The 13,772-nt window shown below is 62.0% G+C and carries 13 protein-coding genes; all 13 read left to right on the top strand.

Annotated features, from left to right (window positions below):
• Positions 1-35: 35 nt before the first annotated feature.
• On the top strand, positions 36-281 hold the full coding sequence (locus DXD16_RS01050) for a KH domain-containing protein (protein ID WP_171021534.1): 246 nt from the start codon (positions 36-38) through the stop codon (positions 279-281).
• Positions 282-315: 34 nt separating this feature from the next.
• On the top strand, positions 316-807 hold the full coding sequence (gene rimM / locus DXD16_RS01045; RefSeq protein ID WP_233502560.1) for a ribosome maturation factor RimM: 492 nt from the start codon (positions 316-318) through the stop codon (positions 805-807).
• 10 nt (positions 808-817) lie between these two features.
• Positions 818-1,576, top strand: a complete 759-nt coding sequence (trmD, locus tag DXD16_RS01040; protein WP_117654832.1) for a tRNA (guanosine(37)-N1)-methyltransferase TrmD — start codon at positions 818-820, stop codon at positions 1,574-1,576.
• Positions 1,577-1,578: 2 nt separating this feature from the next.
• Positions 1,579-2,142: a signal peptidase I gene (gene lepB, locus DXD16_RS01035; protein ID WP_117654831.1), complete on the top strand. Its 564-nt coding sequence runs from the start codon at positions 1,579-1,581 to the stop codon at positions 2,140-2,142.
• Positions 2,143-2,201: 59 nt separating this feature from the next.
• Positions 2,202-3,113, top strand: a complete 912-nt coding sequence (locus DXD16_RS01030) for a glycine--tRNA ligase subunit alpha (RefSeq protein WP_117654830.1) — start codon at positions 2,202-2,204, stop codon at positions 3,111-3,113.
• Positions 3,114-3,116: 3 nt separating this feature from the next.
• Positions 3,117-5,213 (top strand): glycine--tRNA ligase subunit beta, encoded by a 2,097-nt coding sequence (glyS, locus tag DXD16_RS01025; RefSeq protein WP_117654829.1) that lies wholly within the window; start codon positions 3,117-3,119, stop codon positions 5,211-5,213.
• A gap of 34 nt (positions 5,214-5,247) precedes the next feature.
• Positions 5,248-6,123, top strand: coding sequence for a pyruvate, water dikinase regulatory protein (locus tag DXD16_RS01020; protein ID WP_117654828.1), 876 nt, complete (start codon positions 5,248-5,250; stop codon positions 6,121-6,123).
• Positions 6,124-6,450: 327 nt separating this feature from the next.
• Positions 6,451-9,201: a pyruvate, phosphate dikinase gene (gene ppdK / locus DXD16_RS01015; protein ID WP_117654827.1), complete on the top strand. Its 2,751-nt coding sequence runs from the start codon at positions 6,451-6,453 to the stop codon at positions 9,199-9,201.
• 209 nt (positions 9,202-9,410) lie between these two features.
• Positions 9,411-9,752, top strand: a complete 342-nt coding sequence (rplS, locus tag DXD16_RS01010; RefSeq protein WP_006236098.1) for a 50S ribosomal protein L19 — start codon at positions 9,411-9,413, stop codon at positions 9,750-9,752.
• Between the two features lie 93 nt (positions 9,753-9,845).
• Positions 9,846-10,634, top strand: coding sequence for a ribonuclease HII (locus tag DXD16_RS01005; protein WP_117654826.1), 789 nt, complete (start codon positions 9,846-9,848; stop codon positions 10,632-10,634).
• Between the two features lie 189 nt (positions 10,635-10,823).
• A complete protein-coding gene (locus DXD16_RS01000; RefSeq protein WP_117654825.1) occupies positions 10,824-11,309 on the top strand; it encodes a YraN family protein in 486 nt (161 codons plus the stop codon).
• Positions 11,309-12,832: a YifB family Mg chelatase-like AAA ATPase gene (locus tag DXD16_RS00995; protein ID WP_117654824.1), complete on the top strand. Its 1,524-nt coding sequence runs from the start codon at positions 11,309-11,311 to the stop codon at positions 12,830-12,832. The genes DXD16_RS01000 and DXD16_RS00995 overlap by 1 nt, the downstream gene beginning before the upstream one ends.
• Positions 12,829-13,764: a DNA-processing protein DprA gene (locus DXD16_RS00990; protein ID WP_117654823.1), complete on the top strand. Its 936-nt coding sequence runs from the start codon at positions 12,829-12,831 to the stop codon at positions 13,762-13,764. The genes DXD16_RS00995 and DXD16_RS00990 overlap by 4 nt, the downstream gene beginning before the upstream one ends.
• Positions 13,765-13,772 lie beyond the last annotated feature (8 nt).

The following is a 13,772-nucleotide window of genomic DNA, read 5'->3' as shown; positions in this document are numbered from 1 at the left end:
CTGAGGTTGACGCTGCACAGCTCGAGGGTGAGGCAATGCTCTCAGATCGCATCGCCGATCTCGTCGAATATCTCGTTGTTCAGATCGTCGACGACCCGGATTCCGTGAGCCTTGAGGTCATCGATGGTGACGACGCCTCTACGATTGAGGTTTCGGTCGCCGAGGATGACGTCGCTAAGGTCATCGGCCGTCGTGGCCGTACCATCAAGGCCATTCGCACGCTCGCCCGTGCGCTGGCCGCTCGCCTCGACACTGCTGTCGAGGTAGAGGTTCTGGGCTAGGACCTTGAGGTCCCAGTACAAAAACATCGCCCGTGTGGTCAAGCCGCACGGAAGGAAGGGGGAGGTCCTCGCGCAGCCGCTGCGGGGGCTTCCTTCTGTATTAGAGCCGGGTATGCGCGTCGCCCTGACGCCGCCGGCGCTCAAGCGCGACCGCTTTTGCACGGTTGTGTCCGTCACCGATACGGGCGATGGCGATCTGGTCTCATTTGAGGGCATTGACGACTTGACGGCCGCCGAGGGCATCACGGGATGCTATGTGCTGGCAAATCGTGACGATTTTGAGCTCGATTCACTCGACGCCGCCTATACCGACCTGATGGGTCGCGAGGTGGTTGACGAGCGCTTCGGTTCGCTCGGCACGATTGTCGAGATCATGTCGACGCCCGCTAACGATGTTTGGGATGTCGAGGGCGATCGGTACGGCGAGGTACTGATTCCCGTGATCGAGCAGGTTGTGCTCGATCTTCCCGACACAGGAACAATTTCCGTCCACGTTATGGACGGCCTGATCGATATGGACAAGTAGGGAGGACAACATGCTGATTGAGACCCTTTCGGTCTTTCCCGAGATGTTTGAGCCCGTCATGTCCACATCGATTTTGGGCCGCGCCCGCAAGGCCGGCCTTTTTGATTTTAAGGCGTATAACCTGCGCGACTGGACGCACGACCGCCATCGTACCGTCGATGACGAGCCGTACGGCGGCGGGCAGGGCATGCTCATGAAGGTCGAGCCTATCGCCGAGGCCATCGAGGCCATTAGCGCGGAGGGCCCCAAGCCGACGGTGGTGTTCTTCACCCCGTGCGGCGAGCCTTTTACGCAGCATGTGGCCGAGCGCCTGCTCAAAAGCGAGCGCTTGCTGTTTGTGTGCAGCCGTTACGAGGGTGTCGACGAGCGTGCCTATGCGTATGCCGACGAGCGCCTGTCGATCGGCGATTACGTGCTCACGGGCGGCGAGCTTCCCGCTATGGTCGTTGCCGATGCCGTCGTACGCCTGATTCCCGGCGCCCTTGGTGACGAGATGAGCAACGTCGACGAGTCGTTCTCGACCGCCGAGGACGGAGGCCTGCTCGAGTATGCGCAGTACACTCGCCCTGCTGAATTCAACGGCGAGGGCGTGCCGCCGGTGCTCGTGAGCGGTGACCATGCCAAGGTCGATGCCTGGCGCCGTAAGAATGCCATCGAGCGCACCTGCCGCTGGCGTCCCGACCTGATCGAGACGGCACGGCTTACGCCCCAGGAGCGCGCATACGCGCAGGAGATTCTGGACGCTTCGTATTCGCAGAGCGAGGAGTGAGAATGGTTCCATCGCAGCATTCCGCGTTGAGGGGCGCTTTTGAGTGGGTCGCGGTCATCGCGATCGCGCTCGTGGTCACCTTCCTGATCCGCACCTTTGTGGTCGAGCCCTTTGTGGTACCCACCGGCTCCATGGAGGACACGATCGAGATTGGCGACCAGATCCTGGCACAAAAGGTGAGCCTCGAGCTCGGTCAGCCCGTCAAACAGGGCGATATCGTGGTGTTCCACAACCCCGATGCCACTTCCGAGCATGATGTTCTTGTCAAGCGTGTTATTGCCACGGCCGGCCAGACGGTCGACCTGCAGGACGGCAAGGTCGTCGTCGACGGCCAGGCGCTCGATGAGGACTATACGACCGGCATGAGTTGGCCGCTTTCGGTCCAAGCGCCTGGCGCCCAGGTGAGTTATCCCTACACCGTTCCCGACGGGTGCGTGTGGGTGATGGGCGACAACCGCGAAAACTCAGCCGACTCACGCTACTTTGGTCCCGTTGATCGCTCTGATTTGATCGCCGTGGCGCTCGTGCGTTACTGGCCGCTTAACCGTCTGGGCGCTATCGACTAAAAACCGCTATAGTACAGTACCTAACCGTGTAATCGTTTCGACGAGGGGATATTAGAGGCATGAACGCTTCATCGCTTTCCTTCCAAGACATCATCCTGCGCCTCCAGCAGTACTGGGGCGAGCAGGGCTGCGTTATTATGCAGCCCTATGACTCCGAGGTCGGTGCCGGTACCTTCCACACCGCGACCACGCTGCGCTCGCTCGGTCCCGCCGAGTGGCGCACCTGCTATGCGCAGCCCTGCCGCCGTCCCGCCGACGGCCGCTACGGCGAGAACCCCAACCGCATGCAGCACTACTATCAGTTCCAGGTGCTCATCAAGCCCTCGCCGGTCAACGCCCAGGAGCTCTACCTGGGGTCTCTTGCCGCCATTGGCCTGGACCCCAACGACCATGACGTCCGCTTTGTCGAGGACGACTGGGAGAGCCCGACGCTCGGCGCCTGGGGCCTTGGCTGGGAGGTCTGGCTCAACGGCATGGAGGTCACGCAGTTTACGTACTTCCAGCAGGTGGGCGGTATCGAGGTCGACCCCGTGCCCGTCGAGATTACCTATGGCCTGGAGCGTATCGCCATGTACGCCCAGGGCGTCAACTCGGTCTACGATCTGGTGTGGAGCTACCTGCCCGATGGCACGCCCATGACCTACGGCGACGTGTTCCTCGAGAACGAGCGCGAATTCAGTGCCTATAACTTTGAGGTCGCCAACGTCGAGATGATGCGTCAGAAGTTTGATGACTACGAGGCCGAGTGCCATTCCTGCCTGGAGCGCAAGCTGCCGTTGCCCGCATACGACTGCGTCATGAAGTGCAGCCACGCTTTCAATCTGCTCGATGCCCGCGGCGCTCTGTCTGCGGTCGAGCGTGCCAACTACATCCTGCGTGTCCGCGCCGTCGCCAAGGCGTGCTGCGAGGCCTATATGGCCGAGGTCGCCGGAGTCAACGAGAATGCCAACCAGGAAGGCGAGGTGGCGTAAGCCATGGCAGACGCTAAGGATTTCCTGTTTGAGATCGGTACGGAGGAAATGCCCTCCGCACCGCTGAACAATGCCGTCAAGCAGCTTGGCACCATGATCGCCAAGGGTCTCGACGAGGCCGGTCTGGCCCACGGCGAGGTCCGCGTGATCTCGAGTCCGCGTCGTTTGGCTGCACTCGTGGCCGACGTCGCCACCGCGACCGATGAGGTTCACGAGGTCAAGCGTGGCCCCGCGGCCAACATTGCCTTCGACGCGGACGGTAACACCACCAAGGCCGCCCAGGGCTTCGCCCGTAAGTTCGGTGTGGCTGCCGAGGATCTGGTCCGTCGCGAGGACACCGACGGTCGTGAGTACGTCTTTGCCGAGAAGAACATTCCTTCCGCTCCGGCTACTCCGATCCTGACGGCCCTGTGCGAGAAGACCATCGCCGGCCTGCAGTGGCCCAACTACCGCTCCCAGCGCTGGGGCCACGAGCACGCGACGTTCGTGCGTCCGGTCCGCTGGATTTGCTGCCTTCTGGGCGAGGACGTCGTGCCCGTCACCTTTGCTGACGTGACGAGCGGCAACACCACGCGCGGTCATCGCGTCTTGGGCGCCGGCGACCATGTTGTCGCCAGCCCCGCCGTCTACGAGCAGGTGCTCGAGGACGCCGGCGTGCTTTCTGCCGAGCGTCGTCGTGAGGCCATCCTTGCCGGCATCGCCGAGGTCGAGGCTGTTCGCCCCGGCTGCCATGTTGATACGCCCAAGAAGGTCTTTGAGGAGGTCATCAACCTCTGCGAGTGGCCGACGGTGCTCGTCGGTACCTTCGACGAGGAGTTCCTCAAGGTCCCGCACGAGATTATCTGCGAGTCCATGCTCACCAACCAGCGCTACTTCCCGATCTATGACGGCGAGGGCAAGCTCACGCGTGAGTTCGTGGTCGTTTCCAACAGCAAGCCCGAGAACGCCGAGCGTGTGATCGACGGCAACGAGCGCGTCGTGCGCGCCCGCCTGGACGACGCCAAGTTCTTCTACGAGGAGGACCTGAAGATCTCCCTCGACGAGTTCCGCGAGCGTCTGGCCAAGGTCGCCTTCCAGGAGAAGCTCGGCAGCGTGCTCGCCAAGTCCGAGCGTGTTGAGCAGCTCGCGCTCGCCATCGCCCGCGAGGCCCATCTGGGCGCCCACCTGGCCGCCGACGCCGCTCGCGCCGCTCACCTGTGCAAGGCCGACCTGGTGTCCAACGCCGTCGTCGAGTTCACGAGCCAACAGGGCGTGATGGGTGGTTACTACGCGACCGCGATGGGGGAGAACGACGAAGTCGCCCACGCCATTCGCGACCACTATCGTCCCCGCTTTGCCGGCGACGAGCTGCCCGAGGGTACCGCCGGCTGCATCGTGGCCTGCGCCGACAAGCTCGATACCATCGCCGGTATCTTTGCCATCGGCGAGCCCCCGACCGGCTCTTCCGACCCGTACGCGCTGCGTCGTGCCGCTATCGGCATCATCAACATCCTGCGCGACCGTCTGCCGATCGACCCCACGTCGCTGATTGACTTTGCCCTTGAGCTCTATAGCGAGCAGGGCATTGAGTTCGACGCCGCCGAGGTCGCCCAGCAGGTCCGCGACTTCTTCCACGGCCGCCTGGTGAGCATGGCCCGCGACGAGAAGATTCCGGCCGATACCGTCGCCGCCGTCTCTGCGGTGCATATCATCGCCCCGTCCGTCTTCTTTGCCCGCTGCGCTGCCCTCGACGAGGCCCGCAAGAATGACGCTGAGACGTTCGACAACCTGGCTACCGCCTATGCCCGTGCCGCGCATATCTCGAAGCCCGAGCTGGGTGCGGAGTACGACCGCGCCCTGATGGGCGAGGCCGAACTCGCGCTCGCCGACGCCTCCGAGGCTGCTCAGACCGCTGTCGATGCCGCCCTTGCTGCCGAGGACTACCCGGCCGCATTTGCTGCCCTCGCCGCCCTGCGTGCCCCCATCGACCGCTTCTTCGACGAGGTCATGGTCATGGACAAGGACGAGCAGCTTCGCGATAATCGCCTTAAGCTGCTCAACCGCTTCGAGGCCGTTTTCTCCGGCATCGCCAACATCGGTGAGCTTGCCCGCAAAAAGTAAGCCAGCCTGCGCATAAGCGCAAAAGGAGCCCCGCATGGATTGCCCGGTCACCGCTCGTCCCACCGTTATCGTTATCTCCGATTCGCTCGGCGATACCGCTTGTGAGGTGGTGCTTGCGGCGTCCGGGCAATTTGATGAAGGGGCTTTTCGTCTCTTGCGCCTGCCCAAGGTGACCTCGGTGGAGCAGGTCAAGTCATTTGTGGGGCCGCGCGTCGATGCCGACCATCGCGATGTCGCCGTGTTCCATACCATTGTCGATCCGGCGCTTCGCGCCCGCGTGCTCGATTACCTGGGTATGCTGCATATCCGTTCGGTCGACCTGATCGGCCCGACGCTTGCCGTGCTGTCGTCGCTCATCGGTGTGCCGCCCAAGTGCGTTGCGGGCGTGATTCACAAGACCGATGACCGCTATTTCCATCGTATCGAGGCCATGGAGTATTTCGTTGAGCACGATGACGGTCGTGGTTGCGACGATCTGTCGGGTGCCGATATCGTGCTGCTGGGTGTGTCGCGTACATCCAAGACGCCGCTGTCGATGTATTTAGCCTATCAGGGCTACAAGGTTGCCAATGTCCCACTGGCGCATGGCATGGAGCCGCCCAAGTCGATTTACGAGGTTGACCCGATGCGCCTGTTCGGCTTGATTTCGACCGTCGATGTGATTTCCGAAATTCGCGATAGCCGCTTGGGCGATGACTACGCCCGTGCCGTTGCCGGCTCCTATGCGGAGCCCGAGAGCGTGCGTAGTGAGCTTGCGGAAGCCCGCGCGCTCATGAAACGCCTGGGCTGCTTTGTAGTGCGTACCGACGGCAAGGCGATTGAGGAGAGCGCCTCCGAGATCATTGCCCACCTCGAAGAGATCCGAGAAGCCAGGGCCCGCCGTGCCGCCCGTCGCGCTCAACAAAGCTAGCTTATGTGGGACGGGTTTGTCTGGGTAGCTAAAATAGCCCCGTCCCAAATTAGCTACCCAAAGAGATTACCTCAAAATAATGCATGATTATGGTAAAGCGATTTAGCAGTTATTACCGCTTTTGACCTGCAAGTTACTTGCATTGGTATCTTCATAAGGCAACCACCTTTACCTACCGTTTACCGTCATATTTACCACGTTTACCAAACCGCGCATCCTCTGCTCAAGCCTGTCCAAAACCCGCCGTATAGTTCCCTCACGGCTCGCATCCGGCGGGCCAATTCGTTACCACGGTCGTGCGCGAGAGCGCATGGAAGGGGAAGTATCGTGAGCGATTGCAAGAGGGTTTACCGTTTTGGAACCGACGCCCAGGGCACCTGTGTCACCGAGGGTGACAAGTCCATGAACTTCGTGCTTGGCGGCAAAGGCGCAAACCTTGCCGAGATGAGCCGCATCGGCCTGCCGGTCCCCGGTGGCTTTACCATTACCTGCCAGACCTGTGTTGCGTACTCCGGTGCCGGTAACGTCTGGCCCGAGGGCGCACTCGATGAGATCGTTTCCGCCGAGGCAGACCTCGAGGCCCGCTGCGGCAAGAAGCTCGGTGACGCCAACGATCCGCTGCTCGTGTCGGTTCGCTCGGGTGCTCCGTTCTCCATGCCCGGCATGATGGACACGGTTCTCAACCTGGGCCTCAACGATGATTCCGTCCAGGGCCTTATCGCCCAGACGCAAAACCCGCGTTTTGCCTGGGATAGCTACCGCCGCTTTATCCAGATGTTCTCCAACGTCGTCATGGGCGTCGATGCCGATCTGTTCGAGAACGCCCTGACCCGGGCCCGCCTGGTCGCCGGCGTTCGTGTCGATTCCGAGCTTTCGGCCGAGGACCTGCAGGAGCTCGTCGAGACCTTCAAGGGCATTTTCTCCGAGAACGTCGAGGCCGCCCTGTACCCCGAGCTCGAGGTCGCTGACGGCAAGCCCGTCTTCCCGCACGACCCGGAGCTCCAGCTGCGTCTTGCCATCCAGGCCGTCTTTGGCAGCTGGATGAACGAGCGCGCCTGCATCTACCGCAAGCAGCATGGTATCTCCGACGAACTCGGCACCGCCGTCAACGTTCAGGCTATGGCCTTTGGCAATAAGGGCGAGACCTCCGCGACCGGCGTCGCCTTCACGCGCAATCCGGCCGACGGCACCAAGGAGTTTTACGGCGACTTTCTGGTTAACGCCCAGGGCGAGGACGTCGTCGCCGGCATCCGAAACACCGAGCCCATCGCCGACCTCAAGACCACCTCGGGCCTCGAGTCCGCAGGCGAGGAGCTCGAGCGCGTGTTCCTGACGCTCGAGGATCATTACCGCGATATGTGCGATATCGAGTTCACCATCGAGCAGGGCAAGCTCTGGATGCTCCAGACCCGCGTGGGCAAGCGCACCGCCACTGCCGCCCTGCGCATTGCTATCGAAATGGTCGAGGAGGGCCTGATCACCCGCGAGGAAGCCGTGGGGCGCATCGACCCCGCACAGCTCGATCAGCTCCTGCACCCGCAGTTCGATGCCTCCAAGAAGTATGAGGCACTTGCTACCGGCCTTAACGCCAGCCCCGGTGCCGCCGTGGGCGAGGTCGTGTTCTCGAGCGATGACGCCGTCGCGCGCGCCAACGAGGGTCACAAGGTCATTTTGGTTCGCTGGGAGACCAACCCCGACGATCTGAAGGGCATGGTCGCTGCCGAGGGCATCCTCACCAGCCATGGTGGCAAGACGAGCCACGCAGCCGTTATCGCCCGCGGCATGGGTACGCCCTGCGTCTGCGGTGTCGAGCGCTTCCACATCGACGCCGCCGAGAAGGTCGTGCACATCGATGGCAGCGACCGCGTACTGCACGAGGGCGACATCATCTCCATCGACGGTACCCAGGGCATCATCGTCGACGGCGCCGTTGACCTGGTCTCCGCCGAGCTCACCGGCGATCTGGACACCATCCTGTCCTGGGCCGACGAGATCCGCCTGGATGAGAGCTGTGGCCACGCCAACCATGTGCGCGTCAATGCCGACAACCCCGAGGATGCCGAGCTCGCGCTTGAGTTTGGTGCCGAGGCCATCGGCCTGTGCCGCACCGAGCACATGTTCCTGGGCGATCGCAAGAACATCATCCAGAGCTTCATCCTGTCTGATGACGAGGCCGTGAAGCAGCAGGCCCTGGCCGACCTGCTCAAGGTCCAGACTGAGGACTTCCTGGCGATGTTTAAGACGATGTCCGGTCGCGATGTAGTCGTTCGCCTGCTCGATCCGCCGCTTCATGAGTTCCTGGATGATCCTCGCGAGCTCGAGGTCGCCATCACCAAGAAGGAAACCGCTGGCGCCAGCGAGGAAGAGCTCGCTGCACTTCGTGCTCGCCTGCGTCGTATCGACGGCATGGTCGAGTCGAACCCCATGCTCGGTCTGCGCGGTGTGCGCCTGTCCGTTGTCTTTGCCGACCTGCCGCTCATGCAGGTTCGCGCTGTCGCTACGGCTGCCGCTCGCCTTATCAAGGAGGGTGTCGATCCGCGCCCCGAGATTATGGTCCCGCTCGTCTCCATCACGGCCGAGCATGTCCAGACCCGCGAGGTCATCGAGCGCGTCATCGCCGAGGTTTCCGCCGAGGAGGGCGTCGAGCTCAACATTCCCGTGGGCACTATGCTCGAGCTGCCGCGCGCTTGCATGGTCGCCGACGAGATTGCGCAGCATGCCGACTTCTTCTGCTTTGGCACCAACGACCTCACCCAGACGACCTTCGGCTTCTCCCGCGACGATGCCGAGGCCAAGTTCATTCCGCTGTACCTGCACAAGAAGATCCTGAAGGACAACCCCTTCGAGACCATCGACACGGCGGTGCTGGAGCTCGTGCGCTTGGCCGTCGAGAAGGGCCGCGCCATCAACCCCGGCATGCACTTTGGCGTGTGCGGCGAGCACGGCGGCGACCCCAAGTCCATCAAGGGCCTGTTTAACGTGGCCGATGTGGACTATGTGTCCTGCTCGCCCTACCGCGTGCCCCTCGCACGCCTGGCTGCCGCCCAGGCCAAGCTCGAGGCGAAGCGCTCCGCCTAACGTTTTGGGTTTAGACGCCTAGCGTAGCCCCCTTCATGCCGCCCGTCTCATTCGTGAGGCGGGCGGTTATCATGTGCGGGTTTTGTCTTTTTGTCTGCGTAAAAAATTGTTCTTGCAGCAGAAACCCGCGCGTGTATACTCGAATACGTTTGTTCAACTACGTGCCGGCCAAGGTGGTACGGCACCTCTAGAAGAGTAAGGAATTGCACATGGATTACATCCGCGCAATCGAGCGCCAGCAGATCCGCGAGGACATTCCTCAGGTTCGCGTCGCCGACAACGTCAAGGTTCACTACCGCATTAAGGAAGGCGACCGCGAGCGCATCCAGGTTTTCCAGGGCGACGTCATCCGCATGGCCGGCGCCGGTGCCCGCGAGACCTTCACCGTCCGCAAGATGTCCTTCGGTGTCGGTGTTGAGCGTACCTTCCCGCTTCACAGCCCCAAGATCGCCAAGCTCGAGGTCGTTCGTCATGGTCGCGTCCGTCGCGCCAAGCTGTACTACCTCCGCGACAAGGTGGGCAAGGCTGCTCGCATCCCCGAGAAGCGCTAAGAAGATCGCAGCGTCTGTCCACTCGTTTGGACACAAGGGTCACCTTCGGGTGGCCCTTCTTTTTATCTGATTTGCATGCAAGGAGGGCCTGGTATGGCCAACATGACGAGCTCGGTTTCGGCATCGCAGGTTGCCGGAGAGCTGGCGAGCGCTACGTTTGAGGAGATTCCCGCCCTCGTGGAGCATTATCGCGAGGACCCGCGCCAGCAGGTGATCAAGGCTTGTGAACGCGCCCTCAAACGCCATGCCAAAGAGGTTGCCGAGCGCGAGCGCGTCAATGGCATGTACGAGCTTATGCATGAGCTTGGCGGCGATGGGGTGATCGTTGGTGTCGACGAGGTGGGTCGCGGATCGGTTGCCGGTCCCTTGACGGTGTGCGCCGTGTGCCTTCCCATGAAGCCGCGCGTCTGGGGCATCAACGATTCCAAAAAGCTCACGCCGGCGCGCCGCGAGCTGCTCTCGGTGAAGATTGCCGAGGTGGCGACGGCGATCGGTTTTTGCCATATCGCGCCTAAGGATATCGATGAGATGGGCATGGCGCGTGCCATTCGTGCCGCCGTCGCGGGCGCCGTGGCCGATACGGGACTTGAACCCGACTGTGTCCTCATGGATGGCAACCCCTTGGGCGCCGTTCCCAACGAGCGCGATGTGGTGAAGGGCGATGCCAAAATCGCCTGCATCGCCGCGGCGTCCATCATGGCGAAGGTCACGCGTGACGAGATGATGGTCGAGTACGACGCCGAGTATCCCGAGTACCATCTGGCCGAGTCGAAGGGCTATGCAAGCCCCGAGCACATCGAGGCCATTCGCAAACATGGACTTTGTCCGCTGCACCGCGTGAGCTTTTGCGGAAACTTTCTGCAGACTGAGCGCCTTTTCTAGGTCAATTGTGGAGAAAGGGACCTCTGGGGTTTTGTAAACCTGCTGGTAGCGGGCCGTATGCAACAGCATTGCTGCGTACGGCCCGTTTTTTGACGGCATTTGGTCAGCTTTTGGTTTGCTTCCGGTACTTACCCGCATGAAAGGTGCCCTCATCATCGGGGCAATGCAGCGTGCGGGAAAGGAGACCCCATGAGTGCCGCAAGCAAAAAGAGCAAGACGCAGCAGCTCAAGGAGCGTTGGGAAAACGGCGAGCTCGACTGCGGGGCGATGACGCCCGAGTTTATCAAGGGGCTCAGTCCCCGCGAGCTGGGTATGCTGGGCGAGCTGATCACCATCGACTACTTTAACGAGCGCGGCTACTCCTTGCTGGAGCAGGGTTATCGTTGCACCGAGGGCGAGGCCGATCTGGTGCTGCTCGATGAGCTCGACGATGTCGTGGTGATGGTCGAGGTCAAGACGAGACGCGTCGCCCTGGATTGCACCACGCGGGTCTTTCCCGAGGAGGCCGTGGACGCCCAAAAGCAACGCCGCTACCGCCGCATCGCAAGTTGCTATCTCATGGAGCATTATCCGCTCAAGGCGATTCGCTTCGACGCCGTGGGCGTCACCATTCGCGGCGGGCATATCGCCGAGATCGAGCATCAGTACAACGCGTTCGATTGGCAGGTGTCGTGATGGCGTTCGAGACGTTTGCCGTTCACGCGGCCTGCATCCGTGGCGTCGAGGCGATTCACGTCACGGTCGAGGTCTCGCTTGCCGGCGGCGTTCCGGGCATTCAGATGCTCGGCATTCCGAGTATGGAGGTGATGGAGTCACGCGGTCGTATTCGCTGCGCGATGCGCTCCGCCGGGTTTGAAATCCCGCGCTCGGGCATTACGGTCAATCTGGCGCCTGGCGATATTCGCAAGACCGGTAGCGGCTTTGATCTGCCCATCGCCATCGCGGTATTGGCGGCCGATGGTCAGATTCCCCGCGACAACCTCGATCGTTGTCTTATCGCAGGTGAGCTTGGCTTGGACGGTACGGTGCTTCCTGTCAAGGGCGAGGTGGCGTTTCAGCTATTGGCGCGTGATATGGGGCTGTCTTTTATCGCCGGCAGGTCAGACCAGCATGTGCCACTCGCGGGCGTGGATTGTGGATTCATCGATCATTTGTCTCAGCTTGCCCATGGCATGGGCGATGCCGCGCGGCACTACTTGGATTCTGAAGTGCTCGAGGCGACCTTTGAGCCCGAACTCGACTATGCCGACGTACTGGGGCAGGAAGTCGCCAAACGCGGCATGGCGCTGGCGGCAGCGGGTGAGCTCGGTTTGCTTATGGTCGGGTCCCCGGGATCGGGCAAGACGATGCTCGCCCGTCGTATGACCGGCATCCTGCCCGAGCTTTCCGTTGAGGACCAGCAGGAGGCGCTGTGCATCCATTCGGTCTTGGGCGAGAACATCGATGGCTTATTGGCAGGTCATCGGCCATTTCGAAGTCCCCATCACAGCATATCAACGGCTGGCCTCATTGGCGGAGGGCGCCCGGTGCATCCGGGTGAGATCAGCCTGGCTCATGGCGGCGTGCTCTTTTTGGACGAGCTTGCCGAGTTTCCCACGAGTGTGCTGCAGACGCTGCGTCAGCCCATCGAGCGCGGCTATGTGAGGATCGTGCGCGTCGACGGGGCCTTTACCTTCCCGTCGCGCTTTCAGCTGCTGGCTGCGAGCAATCCCTGTCCCTGCGGCTTTTTGGGCGACCGTGAGGTGCCATGCCGCTGCTCGGCGGCGATGGTCGAGCGCTATCGGTCAAAGCTGCGCGGTCCTTTGGCCGACCGTATCGACATGATGATCGATGTGACCCGTCCCGACCCCCAAGTGATTATCGAGGGTGCGGAGGGTATGTCGTCTGCCGAGTTACGTGACTACGTTGTGCGCGGTCGCGCTTTTCGCGCTTGGCGCGAATCCCGTATGGACGATGCTGATGCCGGGGCCGAGGATGACGAGACACGGTCCATTGACGGCGTCGTTTCGACCTTTGAGCTCGATGATGCGGCGGAGAAGTGTGTGCTCGGCCTGTCCAAACGCATGCATCTCACGGGCCGCGGCATCGTGCGCCTGGTGCGTATCGCGCGTACAATCGCTGACGTCGCCGAGAGCGAGCAGGTGACGCAGGACCATGTGCTCGAGGCGGCGATGTACCAGGGAAGGAGGGACCAATGATAGCCGAGGGGACCTTTGAGCTGCATCCAGGTGATGCGTTGTATCCCGAGACCGTTTTGGAGCTTTCTGATGTACCCCAGACGCTCTATGTGCGCGGCAATCCCGAGGTGCTTTCGACACCCGCGCTCTCCATCATCGGCGCGCGCAAGGCCTCGCCGTATGGTCTTGCCGTGGCAGAGCTTGCGGCAAAGGTGGCGGTCGAGGCGGGAGTGACGGTAGTTTCGGGCGGCGCGGTCGGTTGTGACCAGGCCTCGGGTTGGGCTGCGGTCAACGCCGGCGGCAAACACGTCGTGGTGCTGGGGACGGGCGCCGACGTGGTCTACCCGCGTTCGAGCGCGGGGCTTATTATGCGCACGCTCGATACGGGTGGCGCGGTCGTGTCGATCTCTCCGTGGGGCATGGGTCCGCGCAAGTTTGCCTTTCCGCGCCGCAATCGCGTGATCGCGGCCCTGTCGCAAGCCCTCTTTGTTTCCGAGGCGGGTATGCCTTCCGGAACGTTTTCTACAGCCGAGGCTGCTATGGATTTGGGGCGCGAACTTCTTGTCGTGCCGGGGTCGATCCTATCGCCCGAGTCGCGTGGCACGAATTACCTCATTGCGAACGGCGCCTGCTGCATTGTCGACGAGGAGTCCATCGAGATGGCTATCTCTCGCATATACGGCACCCTGCGCTACTCGCGCCCTGATGCGCCCGGTATCGCCGACCTGGATGCCACGCAGCAGGTCGTGATGCATGCCCTCATTGCCTCGCCGCTCAAGGTCGATGATATCGCCGCGCTCGTCTCCCTCGATGCCGTCGGCGTACTCAAGCTCCTGGGTTCGCTCGAGCTTGAGGGCCTCATCGAGCGCATGATGGATGGAAGGTATGCGCCCTCCAAGTTTGCCCTTCACGCCCAGACGCCCTTCGGTCACAATGGAAAACGTGTCAATTAGAAAGGTGT

It is taken from the genome of Collinsella sp. TF11-5AC, assembly GCF_003436775.1.
Lineage (GTDB): Bacteria > Actinomycetota > Coriobacteriia > Coriobacteriales > Coriobacteriaceae > Collinsella.
Note: the sequence above shows the minus strand (reverse complement) of the source record. Positions and strands in the feature narration are given on the sequence as shown.